At 47.0% G+C, this 22,638-nt stretch carries 20 protein-coding genes; 8 read left to right on the plus strand and 12 right to left on the minus strand.

What is annotated here, in order from left to right:
- The first annotated feature begins 280 nt into the window (after positions 1 to 280).
- From M1L66_RS32385 to M1L66_RS32395, 3 genes are read left to right on the plus strand one after another with little or no spacing between them, the layout of a single operon-like run.
- Positions 281 to 4,945 (plus strand): LPD25 domain-containing protein, encoded by a 4,665-nt coding sequence (locus M1L66_RS32385; protein WP_006771528.1) that lies wholly within the window; start codon positions 281 to 283, stop codon positions 4,943 to 4,945.
- Positions 4,946 to 4,985: 40 nt separating this feature from the next.
- A complete protein-coding gene (locus tag M1L66_RS32390; RefSeq protein ID WP_050797747.1) occupies positions 4,986 to 5,882 on the plus strand; it encodes a hypothetical protein in 897 nt (298 codons plus the stop codon).
- 3 nt (positions 5,883 to 5,885) lie between these two features.
- Positions 5,886 to 6,086, plus strand: a complete 201-nt coding sequence (locus M1L66_RS32395; protein WP_006771526.1) for a transposon-transfer assisting family protein — start codon at positions 5,886 to 5,888, stop codon at positions 6,084 to 6,086.
- Positions 6,087 to 6,458: 372 nt separating this feature from the next.
- Here the strand turns inward: M1L66_RS32395 and M1L66_RS32400 are convergent, their stop codons facing one another.
- From M1L66_RS32400 to M1L66_RS32455, 12 genes are all read right to left on the minus strand, one after another.
- On the minus strand, positions 6,459 to 6,761 hold the full coding sequence (locus tag M1L66_RS32400; RefSeq protein WP_434689808.1) for a DUF6050 family protein: 303 nt from the start codon (positions 6,759 to 6,761) through the stop codon (positions 6,459 to 6,461).
- 97 nt (positions 6,762 to 6,858) lie between these two features.
- On the minus strand, positions 6,859 to 7,497 hold the full coding sequence (locus M1L66_RS32405; protein ID WP_117622444.1) for a class I SAM-dependent methyltransferase: 639 nt from the start codon (positions 7,495 to 7,497) through the stop codon (positions 6,859 to 6,861).
- 355 nt (positions 7,498 to 7,852) lie between these two features.
- The gene (locus M1L66_RS32410) at positions 7,853 to 8,269 is read right to left on the minus strand and encodes a DUF2178 domain-containing protein (protein WP_039890705.1); all 417 of its coding nucleotides are present in this window, start codon (positions 8,267 to 8,269) and stop codon (positions 7,853 to 7,855) included.
- Positions 8,256 to 8,447, minus strand: a complete 192-nt coding sequence (locus M1L66_RS32415) for a helix-turn-helix transcriptional regulator (RefSeq protein WP_006771521.1) — start codon at positions 8,445 to 8,447, stop codon at positions 8,256 to 8,258. Before M1L66_RS32415 ends, M1L66_RS32410 begins: the two co-directional genes overlap by 14 nt.
- 205 nt (positions 8,448 to 8,652) lie before the next feature.
- Positions 8,653 to 8,859, minus strand: a complete 207-nt coding sequence (locus M1L66_RS32420) for a hypothetical protein (protein ID WP_006771520.1) — start codon at positions 8,857 to 8,859, stop codon at positions 8,653 to 8,655.
- 104 nt (positions 8,860 to 8,963) lie between these two features.
- Complete coding sequence (locus M1L66_RS32425; RefSeq protein ID WP_006771519.1) at positions 8,964 to 9,605, minus strand: DUF3267 domain-containing protein; 642 nt, start codon at positions 9,603 to 9,605, stop codon at positions 8,964 to 8,966.
- A gap of 414 nt (positions 9,606 to 10,019) precedes the next feature.
- On the minus strand, positions 10,020 to 10,802 hold the full coding sequence (locus tag M1L66_RS32430; protein WP_434689812.1) for a methylenetetrahydrofolate reductase: 783 nt from the start codon (positions 10,800 to 10,802) through the stop codon (positions 10,020 to 10,022).
- Between the two features lie 103 nt (positions 10,803 to 10,905).
- Complete coding sequence (gene metE / locus M1L66_RS32435) at positions 10,906 to 13,176, minus strand: 5-methyltetrahydropteroyltriglutamate--homocysteine S-methyltransferase (RefSeq protein WP_039890700.1); 2,271 nt, start codon at positions 13,174 to 13,176, stop codon at positions 10,906 to 10,908.
- Positions 13,177 to 13,390: 214 nt separating this feature from the next.
- Positions 13,391 to 14,335: a LysR family transcriptional regulator gene (locus M1L66_RS32440; RefSeq protein ID WP_006771516.1), complete on the minus strand. Its 945-nt coding sequence runs from the start codon at positions 14,333 to 14,335 to the stop codon at positions 13,391 to 13,393.
- A gap of 378 nt (positions 14,336 to 14,713) precedes the next feature.
- Entirely contained in the window at positions 14,714 to 15,067 is a 354-nt protein-coding gene (locus M1L66_RS32445; RefSeq protein ID WP_006771515.1) for a cysteine-rich VLP domain-containing protein, read from the minus strand.
- The gene (locus M1L66_RS32450; RefSeq protein WP_006771514.1) at positions 15,064 to 16,398 is read right to left on the minus strand and encodes a relaxase/mobilization nuclease domain-containing protein; all 1,335 of its coding nucleotides are present in this window, start codon (positions 16,396 to 16,398) and stop codon (positions 15,064 to 15,066) included. The genes M1L66_RS32445 and M1L66_RS32450 overlap by 4 nt, the downstream gene beginning before the upstream one ends.
- Complete coding sequence (locus tag M1L66_RS32455; protein WP_039890696.1) at positions 16,365 to 16,688, minus strand: plasmid mobilization protein; 324 nt, start codon at positions 16,686 to 16,688, stop codon at positions 16,365 to 16,367. The genes M1L66_RS32450 and M1L66_RS32455 overlap by 34 nt, the downstream gene beginning before the upstream one ends.
- Before the next feature lie 377 nt (positions 16,689 to 17,065).
- On the opposite strand from M1L66_RS32455, the gene M1L66_RS32460 reads away from it, so the two are divergent.
- The 5 genes from M1L66_RS32460 to M1L66_RS32480 all read left to right on the plus strand — a co-directional run bounded on the left by M1L66_RS32460 (position 17,066) and on the right by M1L66_RS32480 (position 22,068).
- The gene (locus M1L66_RS32460) at positions 17,066 to 17,902 is read left to right on the plus strand and encodes a tyrosine-type recombinase/integrase (protein WP_002573990.1); all 837 of its coding nucleotides are present in this window, start codon (positions 17,066 to 17,068) and stop codon (positions 17,900 to 17,902) included.
- A 336-nt stretch (positions 17,903 to 18,238) separates the two neighbouring features.
- A complete protein-coding gene (locus M1L66_RS32465) occupies positions 18,239 to 18,523 on the plus strand; it encodes a hypothetical protein (RefSeq protein ID WP_018595755.1) in 285 nt (94 codons plus the stop codon).
- Positions 18,524 to 18,551: 28 nt separating this feature from the next.
- Positions 18,552 to 19,739, plus strand: coding sequence for a nucleotide sugar dehydrogenase (locus M1L66_RS32470; protein WP_002566654.1), 1,188 nt, complete (start codon positions 18,552 to 18,554; stop codon positions 19,737 to 19,739).
- Between the two features lie 21 nt (positions 19,740 to 19,760).
- Complete coding sequence (locus M1L66_RS32475) at positions 19,761 to 21,053, plus strand: glycosyltransferase family 2 protein (protein WP_006771510.1); 1,293 nt, start codon at positions 19,761 to 19,763, stop codon at positions 21,051 to 21,053.
- The gene (locus M1L66_RS32480; RefSeq protein WP_002566652.1) at positions 21,031 to 22,068 is read left to right on the plus strand and encodes a glycosyl hydrolase; all 1,038 of its coding nucleotides are present in this window, start codon (positions 21,031 to 21,033) and stop codon (positions 22,066 to 22,068) included. The genes M1L66_RS32475 and M1L66_RS32480 overlap by 23 nt, the downstream gene beginning before the upstream one ends.
- Positions 22,069 to 22,638 lie beyond the last annotated feature (570 nt).

Here is a 22,638-nt window from a genome sequence, read left to right on the forward strand (position 1 = left end):
TGCATCTTCATAAGAAAGCGAAAAAGAGTAATATAGATTGGAAGTGCCCTGCCTGCGGAGAAATTTACCGCACCATAAACATGCTGACGGAGTTACCAGATTCTTAAAAGTCCGTATGACCTTAGACTTGAAATATCGGCACACATTTAAAACAAAGGGCGTGTAGGCACTCTTATTCACAACTAAATACCAGCCGCCCATGGGCGGCACCACCCAGCAGGAAATCTTTCAAAGGTTTCCTGCTTTTCTTATGACATTTTTTAGGAAGGAGTGAAACTAAATGTCTTATAGCTCTTACGATCACGACAACTTAGAAACGGCCGACACCATGAAAATTGAGCGCCGGATTTACTTTGAAAGCGGCAAGTCCGATCTGTCCGAGCTTGTGAAGCTCCCCCTTGCGGAGCTTCTTTCCCTGCGGGCGGAAAGCGCCGCCGCAGAACAGGAAGTGTTTGACCGTTTGAAAACGCAGGCCACCGCATGGGAGGAACAGGCCGGAAAGACCCTGCTTCTGGACAAAGCCCTGGAATATGCCCGGACACTTCCCGTCACCCACACTGCCAACCAGTGGGAGCAGCCGGATAATTACCGGCATATCCGCAGCAACATGGTTTATCAGATGTATTATTCCATTTCCGAGAACACCCGGTACGACAGGGCCGCCCAAACCTCCGTCCCTTATTCCTGGACATTAAGTTGGAGCCTGCGCACCAACGCGCCGGGCACCTATCGGCAGGCTCGGATCGCCGGACAGGATCGGAAAGTCTTTGCCAGCCAGGAAGCACTGGACAAATATCTGAATGGCCGTATCAAGGCCCATGCCCATTACTTTACGGAAATCTCACCGGCCATCCCCAAGGAGTATGCCGACTATTTCAAGGTCAACGGCTGTTTGCTCCCCGGCTACACCATCGAGGGAGAGGAACCGGCAAAAACCGAAGAGCTTCCCAAACAGGAGGAAACCACGCAACCGCCGCAGACCATAACCACCCCGGAAAGGAGAAAACCCGTGAACGAAGTATTTTCCATTTTTCTTGATAACCGCGCCGAAGCGCAGACCGGCGGGCCGCATGGGTACTGGCTTTCCCTGCCGACTTCCGCCGAACAGGTACAGGAAGCCCTAAAGGAAATCCATATTACCGCCGACAACCAGCAGGACTTGTTTATTGGCGGCTTTTCCGCCCCGGATGGGCAACCGCTGGAACTGCCTGAGGAATTGATACAGGCTGCCAGTTTGGACGAACTGAACTTCCTTGCCGTGCAGATTCAAAAGCTGGACGATGTGGAACGTTCACAGTTAAACGCCATCATGCAGTCCCCAGAGATATTTCAGACCATCGGACAGGTCATCGACTATGCCGAAAATACCGATTGTTTTACCCTCATTGACGCCAAAGATTACCGCACCTTAGGGGATTACTACCTGAATCATTCGGGCCTGATGGTGATTCCCGATGCATGGAAACCGGCCATTGATACCGAACGGTTGGGCCAGTTTATCGCCAAGGAGGAACAAGGCACATTCACCGAGTACGGCTACCTTCTGCGAGCTGGGGAGGAATGGCAGCGCGTCCATGAGGGCCAGCCCGTGCCGGAGGAATACCGGGTGATTGCCTATCCAGCGCCGGAAGTGTTGCGGGAGGAAGCAAAAGCCCAGCCAGACCAGAACCAGGAGGGCGAAGCCCCGCATCCCGTTACCCCCATTATCCTGAACAGCCAGAACAGCGCCGACCGCATGAAAGAAATCACCGACCGGCTGGAAACCGGCATACAGGAGCTTTTCGAGAGTGAACGCTACAAAGCCTATCTCACCTCCATGGCGAAGTTCCATAGTTACAGCTTCAATAACACCCTATTGATTGCCATGCAGGGCGGCCAGCTTGTCGCAGGCTATAACAAGTGGCGGGACGAGTTTCACCGCAATGTAAAAAAAGGCGAAAAAGCCATCAAAATCCTGGCCCCGGCCCCATTCAAGGCGAAAAAGGAAGTGCCGAAGCTGGACGCCCAGGGAAGGCCGGTGATGGGACAGGACGGAAAGCCCGTCACTGAGGTACAGGAAATCCAAGTTCCGGCATTTAAAATCGTGTCGGTCTTTGATGTGAGCCAAACCGAGGGGGAACCGCTGCCCTCTATCGGCGTGGAAGAACTGACCGGCAGTGTGGAACGCTACGGGGAATTTTTCAAGGCGCTGGAACAGACCTCCCCGGTTCCCATTGGTTTTGAGGACATTCCGGGCGGTTCCCACGGCTACTACCACCTGACGGAAAAGCGGATCGCCATTCAGGAGGGCATGAGCGAATTACAGACCCTAAAGACGGCTATCCACGAGATCGCCCATTCCAAGCTCCACGCCATCGACCCGGAAGCCCCGGCCATGGAGCAGGCCGACCACCCCGACAGCCGCACCCGCGAGGTGCAGGCGGAAAGCGTGGCCTATGCCGTCTGCCAACATTACGGGCTGGACACCTCCGACTATTCCTTTGGCTATGTGGCCGGTTGGAGTTCCGGCAAAGACCTGAAAGAGCTGAAAGCCTCCCTTGAAACCATTCGGGCCACCTCCCATGAACTGATTACCACCATTGACGGCCACCTTGCCCAGCTTCAGAAAGAACGGCTGGCCCAGCAGGAACAGCCGCAGGCCGCCGAGCAGCCAGAACCGGACAGCGTATTTTCCAAGCTGCCCCCGGAGCAACAGCAGGAAATGACCGACAGCGTAAAAGCCATGCTGCAAACCCTCATTGAAGCGGATTTGAAATCCACCGGCGAAGTGTCGCAGGGAACCAAGGAGGCGGCCCAGGCACAGGGCTTTACCATTGCCGGGGATGGAACGCTGGAACAGGCAGAAGTCCCGCAGGAGGCCGCCTACCATCTGGAAAACGGCGATTACCTGTATATCCAGACATCGGAAACCGGCTATGATTACACACTATATGCCTCCGACTACAAAGAACTGGACGGAGGCCAGCTTGACAATCCCGACCTGTCCCTTGTGGAAGCTGGAAAAGAAATCCTTGCCATCCATGAGCGACCGGCTGAGACAATGGAACCCCTGACCGGCGACAGGCTGGACGGTTTTCTGGAAGCAACAGAACAGGCCAACGCCATTCCCCAGCCGCAGGCATGGAACGGGATCGACGGCCTTTTGAATGGAAAACCGTTCATGCCGGAGGCGTCCCCGGCGGACCGAGCCGCTGCCCTGATTGCGGTGGCCGAGCAAAACGCCCCGCGTTTGGGCGGCGAAGAACGGCAGTTGATTATGGCCTATGCCGAGGCCGTGGACGATACCGAAAAGGTGATTGGTCTTATCAACCGACTGTGTGAACAGGGATATGAAATGCAGCACGGCCACATGGATGATTTTATGAAAAGCCAGATTGAAAGCGAGATTGCCGTTGCAAGGGCAGAACAGACCATCGCCCATGACCCGGCAGCGGAGCCGATTGTCACGATTCTTTGGAGTGAAAGCCCCCATTTAAAAGACGGCCAGCAAATGCCGTTGTACGAGGCCGAGGCCGTTTTCGGGGCGCTGGACAGTTCCAAACGCTTGGAACGGGAACACCCAGACCACGCGGGAAGCTGGTACGATAAAACCAAGTTTCGCATTGATTTTACGATGCAGGGCCAGCCAGACAATTACGAGGGGCGGCAGGATTTTGGCGACGGCGACGGTTCCCTGATCGAGCATATCCAAGGGTATCACGAATACTACGCGCAGGATGAAAGCTGGAAAAACCATGTGCTGCACCACGAGGGGCCGGAGGCATGGGAGGCGGACAAGGCCCAGCGGGAAATGCTTCTCCATGAGTTTGTCCCTTACATGAAGCAGCACTGTACCCTTTCCCATATGGAACAGGAAGCCCAGCGCCTTTTACAATCCGGCGATTCCCTCCCGCCAGAGCAGACCGCCTATTTGACCGCCCTTGTAGGCTATGTAACGGAGTGCCGCCCACTTCTCAATCAAGGCCAGTATCAGTTGCCGGAGCCGCCGCAGCTTTCCGACTTTGATAAGAGCTTGCAGGACTATAAGATACAGGTACAAGCCGAGGTCGCACAGGAAGCCGAGAATGCCGGATTGACGGTGGAGGAATATCTTGCCTCTGGTTCCGATGCCCCAGCGCAGCCCAACTTTTCCATTTATCAGGTGCCGCGCGGCCCGGAGGGGCGCGACTTCCGATATCGTTCCTATGAGGGCTTGCAGGAGGACGGGCTTTCCGTAGACAGGAAAAATTACCAGCTTGTCTACACAGCCCCGTTGGATAAGAACACCTCTCTGGACGAGATTTACCATCGCTTCAATATGGAACATCCCACTGATTACACGGGACGTTCTCTCTCTCTGGGGGATATTGTGGTATTCCGGCAGGACGGGAAACAGACTGCCTACTATGTGGATAGCGTCGGTTATCGGGAGGTGCCGGAATTTTTCAAGGAGCAGGGACAGCCGCTTACCCCCGACAAACTGGAAACGGGCGAAACCGTTAAAACGCCGAGGGGGACTTTCTATGTAACCGCCATGAGCCGGGAACAGATGGAGGCCGCCGGGTATGGATTCCACCACCAGTCGGAGGACGGCAGGTATCTCATTATGGCAAACGGCACAAGGGCCTTTGCTATCCCCGCCCAGCAGGAAAGTCATATCAAGACGGCGGAGATGTCCACCGAGCAGAACTACAACATGATTGACGGTATACTGAACAACGCCCCGTCTATGGAAGAACTGGAAGCCAGAGCAAAAGCCGGAGAACAGGTTTCCCTTTCGGATGTCGCTGCGGCAGTGAAAGCAGAGAGACAAACAGAAAAACAGGCCCACAAGAATGCTAAGGCCAACCATAGCACGAAAAAGCCCTCCATCCGGGCGCAGCTTGCGGCGGCTAAAAAGGAACAGAAGAAACAGTCCCCGGCGCGGGAGAAGTCAAAGGATATGGAGGTGGGAGGCCGTGAATAAGTTTGAGAATGTGGATGTTCTGGCCGCGCTGGAACAGATCATGCGCCAGAATACCGCCTTTTATCAGGATGATTTTGAGATTGACAAAGACATGCTCCGTAAGGCCGCCGCCAGTGATAAGGCCGAAGATAAAACCCTGCTGTGGATGTCGCGCCCCTCCGGGACGTACTGTTTCCGGGAACGTGACGTATTCTTGAAGGACACCTGGCAATACAACACATGGAAATTTAATGGGGAGCAGACCCGCGACCATGTTCTTGCCTACGCCGTGGAGTTGACCGGCAAAGTGGGCGGGAAAATCCGTGGAACTCTCTATGAGCTGGACTACCAGCAGCATTTCCGGCACGTTATAGCCGAGGCGGTAAAAGCGGACAATCTCATTTTGCATTATGAAAAGGGCGACAAGGAGCAGCCCGCCGCGCAGTATTTTAACGGCAGCCCTGACCCCAAGTTGGGGGCGTTCCTGCGGTATGAGGCCAAGCCCAACGAGCCGGAAAACCTGCGTGAAGTGCTGCGGCAGGAGCAGAGAAGCCGGGAGCCGCTTGCCCCCGACGACTTCAAAAGCCACGTCGCCGCCCTGCGGGATGGACGGATTATGAGGGAGGCCCGGCGCATAGTGGCAGGAATGAAAGAGCTGTCCGCCCCCAACAGTCCAAACAAGACACATTTCATGGTGGAGCTGTCCCCATACTTTGTGCAAATCGCGTCCAGCAAGGACACTGACCGCCTCTTTTCCATGCTGCCTTATAAATCCCTGTGCTTTACGGGCATGAACGACCGGCATGGTCTGTATGCAGTGATACACAAGGACGAAAACCGGGAGAAAGAGGTACGGAGGCCCCGTACCTCCATCCGCAGGCAGCTTTCCGAAACGAAACAGGCCAAGGCTACGAAAAAGACCCCGGCAAGAACCAAAAAGAACGAATTGGAGGTATGAGGAATGTATTTCACCGTAGAGGAAGAAAACCTGATTTGTATGTATCATAAGAGTGACCGGCGCAGGACATCGGGAGCCATCCGGGCCGCCCTTCCGGATATGAGTGAGGATATGGCGGCGCTGGCCCGTCAGACCCTTGATAAACTGGACGCTATAAGAGACGCCGACTTTGAGGCCCAGCAGTTCCATTTCACAGACGAATAACCCAAGCAGGCAAAAGCGCCGGGCGCGGGGGCTATATGGCCCTTGCGTCCGGCGATTTTTTCGTGTGTCATACCAATCCATCCCGTTTTGATACATCAAACGTGACCGTTTGCAGCCGCGCAGGGATTATTCGCTTTGGCTGCTCTTTCGTTTCAACCTTCCCGATATACAGGCTGCGGCGGAATCAGGCAAACAAGGAGAAAGAAGCTACGCTGCCATTTGTAGAAAAAGTAACCTCTGATTCCGGGGGGAATGATAATAACACGCAGATATACTCCCGACTAAGAAAAAAATCCCCCATATTTCAGGGCTTTTCCCCGTTGCTTTTTCTACGTATTCCCTGACATTTTAGAACTCAACTAGAAATCCAACTCAATTTGTGAGCAATCGGTAAATGGTAAGAGGAATATACCATACAGCAACCACCAGACGCCAGGTCAGGATGACCCCGCCAATCAGGCCGCCTATTATAAAGTTCACCGCAATAATACCAACCGTGCCGCCTAAGTCATATCCATGGGGAACCAGCCAGACAAACATCCGGCGAATCCCAAAGGGAATCCCGCAACAGAGCCAGACATAAAAATATTCCGTTTCGCCGTTTTTGGTAAAAACAGACTTGAAGATCAAAAACAGAAACAGTGCGATTACCAAGGTCAAAACTGTATGTTTCAAAAAATCTTTCCAAATCTCTCCGCGTGTCATCCTATCCCTCCATCATGTGTTGTAAGTACAGTCTCTATAAATCCGTATTTTGAATCGGCACTTCTGTTCACCGTGCTTTCTCCGCCAGGAGACAAAGCCAATGTTGTTTCCGATTTACATGTGCGGCTATCCGGGAAAAGCCTGCATCCTGTAAGTATTGCATCAACTGCTCCTGTGTAAAGATACGCATTCCATCGATAATGTCAGTCCATTTTTCGTCTGCCTGTTTTGTCCCGTCCGATTCATTCACGATCATAAATGTCCCGCCCGGTTTAAGTACCCGCCAGACTTCTTGAAAGCTCTCCACCGGCCCCGGCCAGAAATAGACCGTTTCAAAGGCTGTGATCACATCAAATGTCGCCGCTTCAAAGGGGAGACGAGACACATCCCCCTGCACAACGTTACATCTCCCAGCCTGCACCTCATTCCGATTGAATTGCTTTGTTTTATCGCAAGCGACCTTGGAATAATCCAGGGCTGTCACTCTTGCCGCCGGAAACCGCTTTAAAAGCGCTGCGGTATTGCGTCCTCCACCACATCCGAAATCTGCGACCATAGAATGCGCCGCCACCGGTATATCTGGAAAATAGGAAAGTCCCCAATCGGAAACAGCAGCATGGCCCTGATTCATACTGTTGACCATCATTTTCCCCATCCAGCCATCCGGCTTTCGGGTATTGTTAAAAAACTGTTTGAGAATCCCCATGGAATAACCTCCTTGCTCTCTTACTGAGTTTCCATTCACTAACTGATTTTATTATATAGGAACTCTACCAAAAAATCTATTGATTTTTCAAGGATATATGATTGTTGGAAAATCCATAGGGAAAAACAGCATGAACACGCAGAAATGAGATCGGGACATCGGTATCACTTTGTAGAAAAAGTAAATTCCGTTTCAAGGGGCAGAAGTATTCACACTCGGCTACCCTTCCAACCAAGGGAAAACACCTCGATATTTCAGGGTGTTTTCCCTTTACTTTTTCTACGCATACCCGCTTACACTTCATAGAATAATGTCACGAACTTGTGGACGCACTCTCCCAAAACAGTGATACGCTTTATATTTTCCTGTCGTAATAAATGAACGTGAGAATATCAGAAAACAGAGATAAGGCAAACGCTAACATAAGGCCAGAACCGACAAAAATAAGGCTTTCCAGATTTGCAACTTTTGCAGCAATAAAACATCCCCCGGCCAGTATAAGGTTTCCATACTTCGCAAGCTGAAAAGCACGGCTGGAATTTTTCAAAAGTACAAGCTGGTTCCGTTCGTCCATTTCGTTCGTTTTATCCTCTGCGGACATTTGTTTAGAAAAGCTCCGTATGATCAGGCCGCCAGCTATCAATAAATCCACACTGATTAAAACCCAATCTGTCCATTTTCTCCCAAATTGGAACCCTATAAGCAACAAACTTAAGCCGATTAGGGCCAGAAATAATCCAGATAGAAAACTTTTGCGATTATAAATCTTCACGTCTTTCATCCTCCAATGCTTTATTTTCTTTTAAGCAGCATAAGTCCTCAATCGTTACACCAAATGTCTCAGCTATCCGATAGGCCAGCATAAGAGACGGGGCGTACTGTTCTTTTTCGATTGAAATAATCGTGCGGACAGAAACATGCACCTGCACAGCTAATTGTTGTTGCGTCATTTTGGCCCGTGTCCGCAATTCTTTTACCCTTGTTTTCGTTTCATGCACCTCCCAAATATGAAGTTAACTTCGTATGAAGTTGATTTCATGTTATCATAGATGGTTCCATTTGTCAACCAGAAAGATGAAGGTTGCTTCACATTAAAAAAGGCCGTATGCCCTTTTATCGCATACAACCCTGCATTATATAAAGAAAACGATTGCGTCAACCATCGTTATGGTCATCATCTTCCTGTGTGCTTATTTTCCTTTTTGTAATCACTGCATAATAGGCACCGACACAGACGCCTATTAACAGACCGATGGGGATATTCTTTAAAACAGCGCCCCAAATAAAACCTAAACTGATGCCTATGCCTAAACATATAGGCGTTTTATTTGGTTGATTCCTGTTATGCTCACAATCTTTCATGCAACCTACCTCCTTAGCAGTCTTTATCTAAATATTTTTTGCTTTAACAAAAGCCATGGAAGTGTTTAACCGATTCATATAGATTCCGTTATATGCCCATACCATCACTCAAGCCCTGACTTCTCAAATACCACAAGACCGCATTCATAGGGGTGGTCGTAATAATATGCTTCTGTTCCTCGTGATTTGTGAAGCAGTATTTTATAGACGATCAGAAAATCACCACCACCGGACAGAATCATCAGCTCCGCAAGGGCCAACCAAAATAGACTATGTAACATGCAGGCGACCGCCATAAGACCGAATCCTAACACCAGTGTCGGCATCAGGCCCCCAAAAATATACTGCCACCGGCTTAAAGATTCTGCACAGGTGCAGTAGGGGGTAAGCATTGACCAAATTACACCAAAGTCAATGGATTTCAAACGTTTTTTGGCAAAACAACCCCAGGTCAGGCCGTGAATCAACTCATGAATCACAATCAAAGCGATAATCATGAGCAGCATTACAGCACCATCCCAAGCTGTAAATGTTGCCGCACTATTGGGGACAGTCAGGAGGAACAACCATAGAGCCAGTGCCATAAAAGGAGCCATTACCAGGATAGCCAGGACATTCGCGGCCAAGACCCCCACGGTTAAATCATACTTGATATATCCGTTTGCAATCATTGTATCACAGATCGCATCGAAGTTTTTCTTCCTCTGCTGCTCTTTCCGAGACAGCTTCCGTTCTTTCTTTTGCATTTCTACCGCTCCTTGAATTTATTGTTTTTTATTCTACCATAAGTACAGTGGTTTGGAAATATCATTGCAGAGCGATTCAGTTAATTAGAATCCTTCCAGTCAATTCCGTCAATTAAATTGCAAGGGACAAGGCCAGATATTCAGGGCCTTGTCCCTTCACTTTTCGACGCATGCTCCCGGTGTTTCCTCGCCCACCGCTTTTTGCTCTGGCGCTTGCGTTTCTCCGCACAGCCTGGACAGTATAGGCAGTTGGGTCATGTTTACGAACACCGATTGTATCGGAACTTGTAAATTGTACCATATAAAAGGTTATAATCTTAAAATAAGTTGCTTTAAAATCACTTCCAGGTTTGAAATATCTTGGAGACCTTCCGCATACACATAGTCCTTCCACTTGTATCCGTTCCCAGAAACTTATATGATATTCCGGATACCTTCACATATCCGCCTTGCAACCAGAGGATTGTTCATCGTATATAAATGAATCCCTTCAACATCGCTGACCAGCAGATCAATGATCTGACTTAATGCATAGGACATTCCCGCATCAAAAAGCGCCTCCTTATTTGATTCATATGCCTGAATGATTTTTTGAAATCGTACCGGAAAGGTTGCACCACACATGGTAATCATTCGCTTTATTTGCGCGGCATTAATCACGGGCATGATGCCTGGAATTACCGGAGCCTGAATGTCGGCAATCCTGCAAGCCTCCTGAAAGCGAAAGAACGCATGATTGTCAAAACATAATTGTGACAGCAGCACCTCCGCGCCTGCGTTTACTTTTGCTTTTAAGTGCTTGATCTCACAGACCTTATCCTCCGATTCAGGATGACACTCCGGGTAACAAGCTCCTAAAAAACAAAAATCCCACTTGTCTTTCATGTACGCAATCAAATCCGATGCATGGAGAAACGATTCTTTTTCCCTCATATTCGGGTTTTTATCCCCACGAAGCGCAAGGACGTTTTGCAGACCGGCGTTGGTAAGAACTCTGGCAAACTCATCGATTTCTGCTTTATCATAGTGCAGACAGGTTAAGTGAACCACCGGCTCCACATGATATTCCTGCTTGATCCGTTTTGCAAGTTCTATGGTGCGGTTGCGGTTGGCACCGCCTCCCGCACCAAATGTTACGCTGATATAATCGGGATTCAATTCGCATAACACAGACAGTGTTTTGTCAATGTTCTTCAATTCACTGTCCTTTTTTGGGGGGAATATTTCAAAGGACAAGGTCTTTTTAGAAGGGGTTTCCTGATTCTGTTTTGTTTGATATAGTTCTGAAATCTTCATCTCGTTATGCGTCTTTCCGGATGACTTTTGCAGCCTCTACCATATGTGTAAGACTTTCCTCTGTTTCCGGTATCCCCCTTGTCTTTAATCCGCAGTCAGGATTGACCCATAGCTTGGTTCGGTCGATTTTGGTGAGCATGGTATGAAGGGCCACAACAATTTCCTCCACCGAGGGAACCCTTGGGGAATGTATATCATACACTCCTGGCCCCACTTCTGTTTCAAAGTTGTGTTCCTGCAACGAAGTCAGTATTTGTAAATCCGAACGGGATGCTTCAAATGTAATCACATCGGCGTCCATATCGTCAATCGCTGGAATAATGTCTGTGAACTCACTGTAACACATATGTGTATGGATTTGTGTTTCCGGGCGGACACCGCTGTGTGTCAGGCGGAACGCAGGAATGGCAAAATCCAAATATTCCTTTTTCCAGTCTGATTTCCGAAGTGGCAGCTTTTCCCGAAGGGCCGCCTCGTCAATCTGTATGATTTTAATTCCGTTCTTCTCCAAATCCAATACCTCATCCCGGATGGATAGGGCAATTTGGGAAATGGATTCCTTGATAGAAATATCCTCTCGTGGAAATGACCAGTTGAGGATGGTTACCGGGCCGGTGAGCATTCCCTTTATGGCTTTGTTCGTCAAGGACTGCGCATAGACAGACCACTCAATCGTAATGGGTTTTTCACGATAGACATCGCCCCATATAATAGGAGGCTTGACGCATCTCGTACCATAAGACTGTACCCATGCTTTTTCTGTAAATAGAAAGCCGCCTAATGCTTCGCCAAAATACTCTACCATATCGTTTCGTTCATATTCTCCATGAACCAGCACGTCCAGTCCGATTCCTTCCTGCCATCTGACGCACTCCGCAATTTTCTTTTTGGTAAACTCCTTGTATTCTGTTTCCGATACTTCGCCTTTGCGGTAAGAGGATCGCTTTGCTTTTACATCGTTTGTCTGGGGGAAAGAGCCAATGGTTGTAGTTGGAAATTCCGGCAGGGCAAGTTTCTGTTTTTGCAATACCTGCCGCTTGCCGCGACTGGGTTTTCTGATATAATCATCTTCGGTTATCCGGGAAAGCCTTTTATGCACCGCTTCATTCACGCAATCTCTTGCTTGCTCAAACAGCTTTTTGTTTTCCTGATAAGATGACGCTGCATGATAGTCCTCACATTGGGCAAGTTCTTTCAGCTGCGCAAGTTCGTCCAGTTTTTCTTCTGCAAATGCGAAATACGATGTATAGTGTTTGGATAACCTATGTTCATGCTTTAATGTGTAGGGAACATGCAGGAGTGAACAGGAGGTTGATAATACGCATTGGATGTTTTTGGCTTGCAATGTCTTTACCATCCGCAAGGTTGGCTCATAATGGTTCTTCCAAATATTTTTTCCGTTAATTACCCCGGCAAATAACCGCTTATCCTGCGGAAAACCATATTCCTCAATCAAGGAAACGTTCTTTTTTCCCTCAATCAAATCCAAGCCAATCCCGTCAAAGGGCATGGCAAGCAGCTCCTGATAAAAATCCCTGACATCTCCGAAATACGTTTGCAACAGAACATGGCACTTTCTTTTTTCGGAAAGAATCGCATCATACAGTTGCCGGAATAGGGCAATATCTTCCTGAGCCATATCCTGCACAAGAGCCGGTTCGTCAAACTGAATCCATGGGATTCCAATTTCTTCACACGAGCGAAGAAAGGCCTGATAGGCTTTCGCAACGGAACCTGCAATATCCTGCAAGCTTTTTTTGCCTGTATATCGGCATAATTTAAGTAAGGTATAGGCACCGATTATAACAGGTTTTGTTTCAATTCCCAGAGCTTTTGCTTCTTTGTATTCTTCAAACGGCTTGTTCCCGGCAAGCGTGATTTTCATATCATCCTCGATTTCAGGAACAATGTAATGGTAATTGGTATTAAACCATTTTTTCATCGCAAGAGCCTTGACATCTCCATAAGTTCCCTGGTATCCTCGTGCCATTGCAAAATAGGTATCCAAATCCGACAGGTTCAATTCCTTGTAGCGTTTGGGAATGAGGTTGAATAAAACCGCTGTGTCCAGCACCATATCATAATATGAAAAGTCATTACAGGAGATATAGTCAATGCCAGCCTGTCTCTGTGTATTCCAGTGTTTGGCCCGTAGCTCTTTTCCTGTCTGGAGCAATTCCTCTTCGGAAATTTCCTTTTTGAAATATTTCTCAGAAGCGAACTTTAATTCCCGTAATGTTCCGATTCTGGGAAATCCGATTACTGATGTCTGCATCATTTCCTCCTTTGTCCTATCCCTTATCTCGTAGTAGAATCTTCCAACTCAAACGAGAATGGGGAACCTGTGAAATCAAACCGGCTATACGCCAGATATGATCGTTGTTATCAGTATAAATCACAGGACTGGATTTGTATAATAGATATAAACATCGGCTATCCATAGTTTTAAACTATGGATAGCCGATGATCAATCCATGAGGAGGGAAGAATTAGACGCTTTCACGATAATTTGACTTGCGGACTGCCCTGTGTTCGGCATCTACATAGTGTTTCAATGCCTCCAAGTAGGTCGTTCCCAACCTACTGATGCTACCTTTTTGGTGAGTAATATAACCAATGCGCATGTGGCTTTCTTCTGCGAGAGGAACCGCGATAATATCCTTGCCATTCAACTGTTCATCAATCACACCGCTGCATACCGTATATCCGTTTAACCCAATTAAAAGATTAAATAACGTTGCCCTGTCCCGTACCCGGATCTGTTTTTTTCGTTCTGAAACCGAGAAAATTTCTTCGGAAAAATAGAAGGAATTATGCTCCCCCTGCTCGAAGGATAGATAGGGATATGGGGCAAGCTGCTCGTTGGTTAGGATGGAACGGTCGGCAAACGGATGGTTTCGGCTGATAAACACATGCGGGGTTGCCACAAACAAAAGATGGAATTTCAAATCGTGGGATTTCAAAATCTTACTGAGCACTGCTTCGTTAAAATCATTCAGAAACAGGATACCGATTTCACTCTTCATGTGGGCCACATCCTCAATAATCTCATAGGTCTGTGTTTCCCGAAGAGAAAAATCATATTCATCCTGCCCGTATTCCTTAATTAGATCCACAAAGGCATTCACCGCAAAGGAGTAGTGCTGTGTGGAAACGCAAAACTGCTTTTTCCCACCATCGCGTCCTTTATACTTATCTTCCAGAATCGCCGCCTGTTCCAATACCTGCCGGGCATAACCTAAGAAATCTTCTCCTTCTTTGGAAAGGCGGATTCCTTTCTTTGTTCTGTGGAAAATTAGAATCTTCATCTCTTTTTCCAACTCACGGATGGCATTGGTAAGGCTTGGTTGTGAAATAAAGAGCTTGTCCGCTGCTTCTGTAATCGTTCCGGTTTCTGCCACTGCTACTATATACCGTAACTGTTGTAAGGTCATTGTGTTCACCCGCTTTCTAAGAAAACCAAGGCATCGTATCTTGCCAATATATGATTACCGCACCCAATATTGCATGAATTAGTATAACATGAATTTTTCTTGTTTCATAGGTTAGTCGTAGGATTAGCCACTTAAAATAAAAAGTAAATATCGTTTGAAGAAGTAGACGTATTAACACTGGATCACCTATCCAATCAAAGGAAAGTACCTCGATATTCCATTCGCATCGTGGTAAATGTATTATGTGTGATAGGCGTTGTAGGTCTGCTCTTTTTTCTTGCATTGGGTCTTTTCGCTAATTAAATGACATAAAATCGGAACATATTATCAAGTGAAAAGGACAAGGCCCGATGTTCAGGGCCTTGTCCCTTCGCTTTTCTATGCATGTTCCCTGTGTTTTCTCGCCCACCGTTTTTTGCTCTGGCGCTTGCGTTTCTCGGCACAGTCTGGACAGTATAGACAGTTGGGCCGTCTGGGAGAAAACAGCGTCCCGCATTCCCGGCAACGCAACGCCCGGCTCCGCTCCATCAGCTCGGCATAAAGTGCCGCGTCCAACGGGAGGACGGCTGCCTGAAACCATCGGCACAGCACGGAATAGGAAATGCTCTGCACACAGACACATTCCTCGCCATCGTCCAGCAGGAGGCAGTTTCCGTCACAGTAATTACAACACTCATGCGTGAGCCGCCGGGCCTTGCGGTACTGGCGGTAATTCATTCTCGGTATGTTCATATCTCCTGTATCCGCTCCTTTCCCGGCGTCACCCGCAAAATGCTATCCACATTCTGCTTGATAATGCCGTATTCTTTCAGCTCTTTCTTTACCTCGTTATACTGTTCTGACAGCCGTTCCCGTTCTCCGTCCAGCTTTTTATACTCGGCTTTGAGCGCATACAGATTGTGGAACTTCTTCACCCCTGCCTCTTTGAGCGCCTTTGCCGCCGCCTCATACAAGATCAGTTGGCTTTCATGCTGCCGCCGGAATGCGGCCTTGTCTTTGGCATTTCGCAGTTCCAGCGCCACAGGCCGGAGCTGCTTGTAGGCGGAGAGGTTTTTTATCAGCAGCGCCATTTCTCCAAGGCGGCGCTCCACAGCTTTCAGGGCAGCGGCGGCTTCGTCATTGGCTGTGCTGATCTCGTCCAGCCTGCTTTCCAAGCTCTCGTAGCTTTCAATCTGGTGTTCCGTCAGGAAGTTTAAGGCTTTGGCGGCCTGCTTCAAGTTGTAGAGCTTCGCCCACCGCGCATAGCCCGCCGATTGCTGGGCCTTGATATTGTTTTCAATCTCAATCCGCAAGGAAATTCTCTGTTCCGCTTTCCGCTTCTGCCCTCTGTCTACAGCCAGCCCCTTGATACGCCGGGTAATGGCTTCTTCCGTGTAGTCCTCACCCAGCGTCTTGCAGCGGGTGAAGCGGTCTTGACCGGGAGCGCGGAAAGAAACGAATTTGCCCGGTTTGATTTCATAGCCCTGCGTCTGCATGAACCGCAGGAAGTCGTCAAAGTCTTTGGCCTGCGGGATAGCGGCGTCGATGGCAATTTTCAGTTTGGCTTTCCAGCTCTTTCCCTTGCGCTGTGCGTCCCATTCGGCGTAGGACTTGCCCTTGTCCTTGCCCGGCTTCACCACGGACAGACCGTGTTCCCTGCACAGCCGGTCACTGGTTCGCCGGATATAGGCATAGCTGCGGCGATTGGAAATGTACTTGCGCTGGTTCACCATATCCACGGCGCAAAAAATGATGTGATTATGCAGATGCCCCTTATCTATGTGGGTGGTGATTACATAGGGATATTTCCCGCCCAGCACTTCATCGGCAAGCTGCCGCCCGATCTCATGGGCCTGCTCCGGCGTGTTTTCGCCCGGCTCAAAGGCTTGTATCAGGTGGTGAGCCAGATTGTTGCCTTTCTTGAACGCCTGATCTAACAGCATTTGAAATTCAATGTCCGCCGTTTCGTAGGAACAGCCAAAGGACGATACCAGCATTTTATCGTCCGTCTTGTCCGGGTTTTCGATGTAGTCAAGGGCTGCTTTCAGATTTACCTTGATAGGATGGATCTTTGTAACTGCCATATCTGTGCCAGCGCCCCCTTGATGTCCTCCACGTCCTGCGCGTACACAGCCCCGGTACTGTTGATACGCCTTGCAATCTGGTTGACGTTGACGCCGATCTTTTGAAGCTCCGCAGTCTGCGCCCGGATGTCGCTGGTGTCCACATGGACAATATAGCCGTCAATCAGCATTTTCCGGGCGTAGGCAGAAAAATTCATTGTGCCGAGCTGGGCCATCTTCTCTTGAATGAGCGCCCTTTCCTCCGGCGTCACGGGGACGCGCAGCACAAACTTCCGTGTTCGGTTTGCCATTTTCTCACCTTCTTTCATTCAGGGGTTTGGGGACTTCCCCAAGGTACAAACGGGAAGCCGTTTGCCGGGAGTGTGGCTACACTCCCTATGCTTGCTGTTTTTCTTTTCCTCCACTCCTAATACTCTGAGAAGCCATCAAACTACCCGCAAAATAGCGCTTTGGAAAGAAAAATTTGCAAAAAAATAAGAGGCCCTTGGCCTCCATACAACAAATGATAAACAAATGCCGAATCCGTTTGACGCATTCGCTTGACGGTCCGTGTCTACAGCACATCGTTAAACTTACCCGTTCTTTTGTTTTACCTTTGCAGAGAATACGGTATAAAAGATTCTGTCATACTACTTTCATACTATCAATTTAGAAGAGGTAAAACACGATGAAACAAAATTACAATGAAATCTTGCGGGAGTACCGCATCTACTTGACCGAACATGAAAAATCTCACGCAACCATACAAAAGTATGTTCGTGAGTTGGTTTGGTTTCTTTCATTTTTACAGGGGGAAGAACCTACAAAAGCAAAGGTGCTGGAATATCGAGAGCAACTGCAACAGAGCCACCATGCCCGCACCGTAAATGCCAAGCTGTCCGCCATTCATTCCTATCTGGACTACCTGGGGCTGGCGGCCTGCAAGGTGAGGTTTTTGAAAATCCAGCATACGGTATTTGTGGATGACAGCCGAGATTTGACCGAAGCGGAATACCACCGCTTGTTAGACGCTGCCAAAAGGAAAAAGGACAGCCGCCTGTATCATGTGATGCTTGCCATTTGCACCACCGGAATCCGGGTCAGTGAGCTTTCCTTTCTGACTGTGGAGGCATTGCACAAAGGAAAAGCGGAAATCCGCATGAAAGGCAAAATCCGCACCATTCTCTTGACAAAAGAGCTGTGCCGGAAATTGAACGCCTATGCCAAAGAAAAAGGCATCCGAACGGGGTATCTGTTCTGCACCCGTACCGGAAAGCCCTTAGATCGAAGCAATATCTGTCATGATATGAAAAAGCTGTGCCGGGCGGCGCGGGTAAATCCTGAAAAGGTCTTTCCCCACAATTTGCGGCACTTGTTTGCAAAATGCTATTATGCCATCAAAAAGAATCTGGCATATCTTGCGGATATTTTAGGACACGCCTCCGTGGACACCACGCGTATCTATGTAGCTATGGGCACACGGGAACATGAGCGAACCTTACAGCGGATGCATCTGATCTCATAGCACCACGGAATAATGATTCTGTGGTTCCATGGCCCCCTTGCTCAGTTACAAGTAGAACTGATTAGCTCTATTATAAGTGTATCAGAGCAGATTTTCAACCATTTATTACATATAGAACAGCAAAATAAATACGAAAAATAGACCTGCACCGCGAAATATGTGCGCAGGTCTGCTTTTTATGCCTGTCAGAACGCCCTTAGTTGATTAAAATAATAATTTTCTTCCTAGAAGCAGTAACGATTACCCCAGAATCATTATTCTGCGGTAATTGAATCGTTCAGAAAAGGAAAGTTTGTGGTTAGGATATTCCCTTTGAAATGGCAGGAGGTGAATAAAGTGGAAGAAAGATGGTCGGTAGAATTGTTGGAGTGCTTGGCCCAGAAGGCCGGATGTGGGTATCTGTCGGATTTGCGGTATCTCAGCCCATGGGAGCAATTCCATCTGTCCAGGGAGCTTTTACATGTTCCTTCGGAAGCCTTTTCGCTAAAAACGTGGAATGACGCCTTGGCTTATCTGACGGGTCTTTCCCAGCAAGCGGATGCATCCGCCGCGAAAGAAACGTTGATGAAGCATCTATCGGAACACTGTAGCGGTTTGCAACGTCATCCGAGCCGAGAATGAATTTGAATAGAAAGGTGGTTAGAATGCTATGCAAATTACTGTTGTAGGCGCAGGTTATGTGGGGTTATCTCTTGCCACTCTGTTAGGCCAAAAGCATGAAGTAATAGTGCTTGATATTGATGAAGAAAAGGTTGCGAAAGTTAATTCCCGTATTTCTCCCGTTCAGGACGTATATCTCGAAAAGTTTTTTGCCGAAAGAAAACTAAATTTGACAGCCACTGTAGATACGGCAATAGCATATAAAGACGCCGAGTATGTAATTATTACAACACCTACTAATTATGAGGATGAAACCAATAGCTTTGATACTCATGCGGTTGATTCCACCATAGAAATTTGTATGGCAAATAATGATCATTGCATTATGATCATCAAAAGTACGGTTCCTGTTGGGTATACAAGGAGTGTGCGAAAAAAATATAACACCAGCCACATTCTATTTTCCCCTGAATTTTTAAGAGAAACGAAAGCCCTATACGACAATTTGTACCCTTCCAGAATTGTTGTTGGTACAGATATTGCAGACCCTGCTATGGTTATCCATGCACAGGTTTTTTCAACCATCTTGCAAGAGTGCGCAAATAAAGAAGATATTCCCGTCTTGATTATAGGGCTTGATGAAGCAGAAGCCGCTAAACTTTTCGCTAATACTTATTTAGCCATGCGTGTTGCGTTCTTTAACGAATTGGATACCTTTGCAGAAATGAATGGGTTAAGTACAAAGAACATCATAGATGCAATTTGTCATGATCCTCGAATTGGTAAGCATTATAACAATCCATCTTTTGGCTATGGCGGATATTGCCTCCCGAAAGATACAAAGCAGTTGAAATCAAGTTTTCATGATATTCCTGAAAATTTGATTACCGCTGTGTGTCAGGCAAACCACACCAAAAAAGGCCATGTCATAAAGGGAATTCTGAATAAACATCCTGGCACAGTTGGTATTTACCGCTTAACGGCAAAGTCTAATTCTGACAATTTCCGTTCAAGTGCTGTTTGGGGTGTTATGGAGGGGCTTTCCAAAGAAAAACAAGAAATTGTAATATATGAACCCTTATTAGGCGATGCCGCAGAGTTTATGGGTTATAAGGTTGTACATTCTTTTGCGGAGTTTAAGCGTTCATGTGATGTTATTGTTGCTAATAGAGTTTCCAGTGAACTCTCGGAAGTTATGTATAAGGTTTATACAAGAGACATCTTTGGAAGAGATTGACCCGGCGAGGCGGTGATTGTAATGTACACATTTTTCTTGATGGTCGAGGATTATATCAAAACTCATAACCTTCACCTCTTTATGTTTTTCTTCGCATTCATTTTCATTCGATGGGGAATAGTATTTTTCCATGCTATTCGATATAAGCCATATGATTATGAAGATAAAGAAATAAATTATTTTACATCGGTGCTGCTCCCAGTCGTTGACGAACCATTAGATCTATTTTATAGTGTTCTGATGAAAATAGCACGCCAGAATCCGTCTGAGATTATAGTTGTCATTAATGGGCCAAAAAACGAGGGGCTTGAAAACCTGTGTGTAGATTTCAACAGGAATTTACCAATTTGCTTTACTCCTATTCAGCATTATTATACACCTGTTGCCGGTAAGAGAAATGGGATCCGTGTGGCAATGGAGCACATTAATCCGAATTCCGATATAACAGTGCTTGTGGATAGTGATACGGTATGGACAGAGGATACTTTGTCCGAGTTGCTGAAGCCTTTTGCTTGTGATCAAAAAATTGGCGGTGTTACAACCAGACAGAAAATACTTGATCCTGACCGCAAACTCGTAACCATGTTTGCAAATTTGCTTGAAGAGATCAGAGCTGAAGGAACGATGAAAGCAATGAGCGTTACAGGCAAAGTGGGCTGCCTTCCCGGCAGGACAATTGCTTTCCGTACTCAGATTTTGAAAGATGTGATGTATGACTTTATGAATGAGACATTCATGGGATTTCACAAAGAAGTATCCGATGACAGAAGCCTCACAAACCTGACGCTCCGAAAGGGGTACAAAACAGTTATGCAAGACACCTCAGTAATTTATACAGATGCGCCCACCGAATGGAAAAAATTTATCAGGCAGCAGTTAAGATGGTCGGAAGGTTCACAGTATAACAATCTGAGAATGACTCCTTGGATGTTAAAAAACGCCAAGCTGATGTGCTTTATTTACTGGTCAGATATGATTAGTCCGATGATGCTGGTTAGCGTTTATGCCAATACTATAATTTGCAAGGTGTTAAATATACTTGGCTGCGCGATTCCAACATTGGCATATACCGCTCCATGGTGGCAGATCATTCTCTTTATTCTTCTTGGTTGTATCATTAGTTTTGGTTCACGAAATATTAAGGTTATGAGAAGTGTGAAGTGGTATTATACATTACTGCTTCCAGTATTCATCCTTGTTTTAACTGTTGTCATGGTTCCTATCCGATTGCTAGGCCTTATGCTCTGCTCTGACGATATGGAATGGGGCACCCGGAAATTGGAGGAGGACAATGATAAAGTGGAAGTTCCTTAATTGCATTTGTATATTCGCGGCTGCTATATTTATATTATGGGTTGGTTGCAACGAACAGCCTGTCGATACCGAGAAGGCCGATGGCTCTGACAGCATTGCGTCTATTGAGGCTCCGAGTAATAGTCAAGCTACACTGGAAGAACCAACTACGGAATCTATTGTAACAGAATCCTCAGTTGTCGAGTCTGAATATTATCCTATTACAGAGGGACAAAGATATTTGGGCGTTTATGTTCAAGGCCCCGAAGAGACTGATGTTTTAGCTGACAGCATCAATACTTTAGCTTGGTTTGATCGTTTTGATCAGACAAGTGATTACAAGATTTCTTTATGTTTAGACGACAATAAATATATAGCGTTTATCACTTTGCAGCCTACCGACTGGGACTTAAAATTGGTTTCTGACGGGTATTATGATGATTTAATTATTGAATATTTTAAGAAACTCTCTTCGGATAACAGAGCCAATACAGAACTTTTTGTTCGATTAGCGCATGAAATGGAAATGAGGCCCTCTTACAAATCTGGTTGGTACAGTTGGCAAACAGATGATGCTCACGCATATGTAAACGCTTGGGTTCACATTGTGAACTTGGGTAGGGAATATGCTCCCAATGTTAAGTGGGTATGGTCTCCCAACAGGGCAGACGAATACACAACGAAATATTATCCAGGTGATGAGTATGTTGATTATGTCGGATTGACATTGAATAACACATTGGATTCCCGTGAGAGTTTTCAGCAATTCTATGAAAATGAAGGTCAAAGAGACTATTTGGAAGCATATAATAAGCCAATTATTTTTGGAGAGATCGCGGAGCATAGCACCAGTGATGAAGTTCGCAATGAATACATACAATCTGTTTTTGATTATCTTGGAACCTACGATAAATGCATCGGTTTTATTTTCTTAAATCAAGATATAGAAAGTGCAAGACAATACAAGTTTACAGATTGCGAATTGATATTAGATACATTTATTGAGAATGCGAGGGATTACATTTGTGCGAAATAAGAAGTTTACAAAGTATCAGATCATGACGAGAGTTGGAACGATTATCAGCATTTTACTGTTTGTTGTCCTTGGATTTTGTATCGAAGTTATTTTCTAAAAAAATGGAGAAAGTGAAAGATGGAACATCAAACCAAAGGAACGTTGCGCAATCAGGCCGTCATTACATCAGCCGGATCGCCCCGAGCAACCACACCGCGGTTCGTAAGGTATTGGATGGGAGCAATTCCCCCTAACGCTGATCCCATTGGCGGTTTCAGGAGGGAGCCGTCATGTGTAGAACGGGATATCGACCAACGGAAATGGGAGTAACACCGTTAAAAAAAACATCCCCCGGCCCGTGGGAAATGTGGCCGGAACCATGAATTTGCGTATGCAATAAAATATCATACTATTTTTTTGTTCGCCCGGAGGGTTTATGCCCTTCCGGGCGAATTTTGTTATTTCCTTCGGCCCGCTCTATCGGTCAAACACTTTTTCAAAATTTTTTTAAAAAAGTGGTGTTTGGCGGGTAGCTGGAGGCCTTTCAACAGTAACTTTGGCGGAAAGGGAGAAAACCACCGAAATCCCCCA

The sequence above is a fragment of the Hungatella sp. SB206 genome (genome assembly GCF_051132295.1).
Lineage (GTDB): Bacteria > Bacillota > Clostridia > Lachnospirales > Lachnospiraceae > Hungatella > Hungatella effluvii.

Bases quoted from the DNA above. Each gene is read 5' to 3' on its own strand.
- M1L66_RS32470 (WP_002566654.1), top strand. From the start codon at position 18,552: ATGCAAATTACTGTTGTAGGCGCAGGTTATGTGGGGTTATCTCTTGCC.
- M1L66_RS32445 (WP_006771515.1), bottom strand. From the start codon at position 15,067: ATGAACATACCGAGAATGAATTACCGCCAGTACCGCAAGGCCCGGCGG.
- M1L66_RS32395 (WP_006771526.1), top strand. From the start codon at position 5,886: ATGTATTTCACCGTAGAGGAAGAAAACCTGATTTGTATGTATCATAAG.
- M1L66_RS32440 (WP_006771516.1), bottom strand. From the start codon at position 14,335: ATGACCTTACAACAGTTACGGTATATAGTAGCAGTGGCAGAAACCGGA.
- M1L66_RS32475 (WP_006771510.1), top strand. From the start codon at position 19,761: ATGTACACATTTTTCTTGATGGTCGAGGATTATATCAAAACTCATAAC.
- M1L66_RS32390 (WP_050797747.1), top strand. From the start codon at position 4,986: ATGCGCCAGAATACCGCCTTTTATCAGGATGATTTTGAGATTGACAAA.
- M1L66_RS32455 (WP_039890696.1), bottom strand. From the start codon at position 16,688: ATGGCAAACCGAACACGGAAGTTTGTGCTGCGCGTCCCCGTGACGCCG.
- M1L66_RS32405 (WP_117622444.1), bottom strand. From the start codon at position 7,497: ATGGGGATTCTCAAACAGTTTTTTAACAATACCCGAAAGCCGGATGGC.
- M1L66_RS32450 (WP_006771514.1), bottom strand. From the start codon at position 16,398: ATGGCAGTTACAAAGATCCATCCTATCAAGGTAAATCTGAAAGCAGCC.
- M1L66_RS32415 (WP_006771521.1), bottom strand. From the start codon at position 8,447: ATGACGCAACAACAATTAGCTGTGCAGGTGCATGTTTCTGTCCGCACG.
- M1L66_RS32385 (WP_006771528.1), top strand. From the start codon at position 281: ATGTCTTATAGCTCTTACGATCACGACAACTTAGAAACGGCCGACACC.
- M1L66_RS32460 (WP_002573990.1), top strand. From the start codon at position 17,066: ATGAAACAAAATTACAATGAAATCTTGCGGGAGTACCGCATCTACTTG.
- M1L66_RS32425 (WP_006771519.1), bottom strand. From the start codon at position 9,605: ATGCAAAAGAAAGAACGGAAGCTGTCTCGGAAAGAGCAGCAGAGGAAG.
- metE (WP_039890700.1), bottom strand. From the start codon at position 13,176: ATGCAGACATCAGTAATCGGATTTCCCAGAATCGGAACATTACGGGAA.
- M1L66_RS32480 (WP_002566652.1), top strand. From the start codon at position 21,031: ATGATAAAGTGGAAGTTCCTTAATTGCATTTGTATATTCGCGGCTGCT.
- M1L66_RS32420 (WP_006771520.1), bottom strand. From the start codon at position 8,859: ATGAAAGATTGTGAGCATAACAGGAATCAACCAAATAAAACGCCTATA.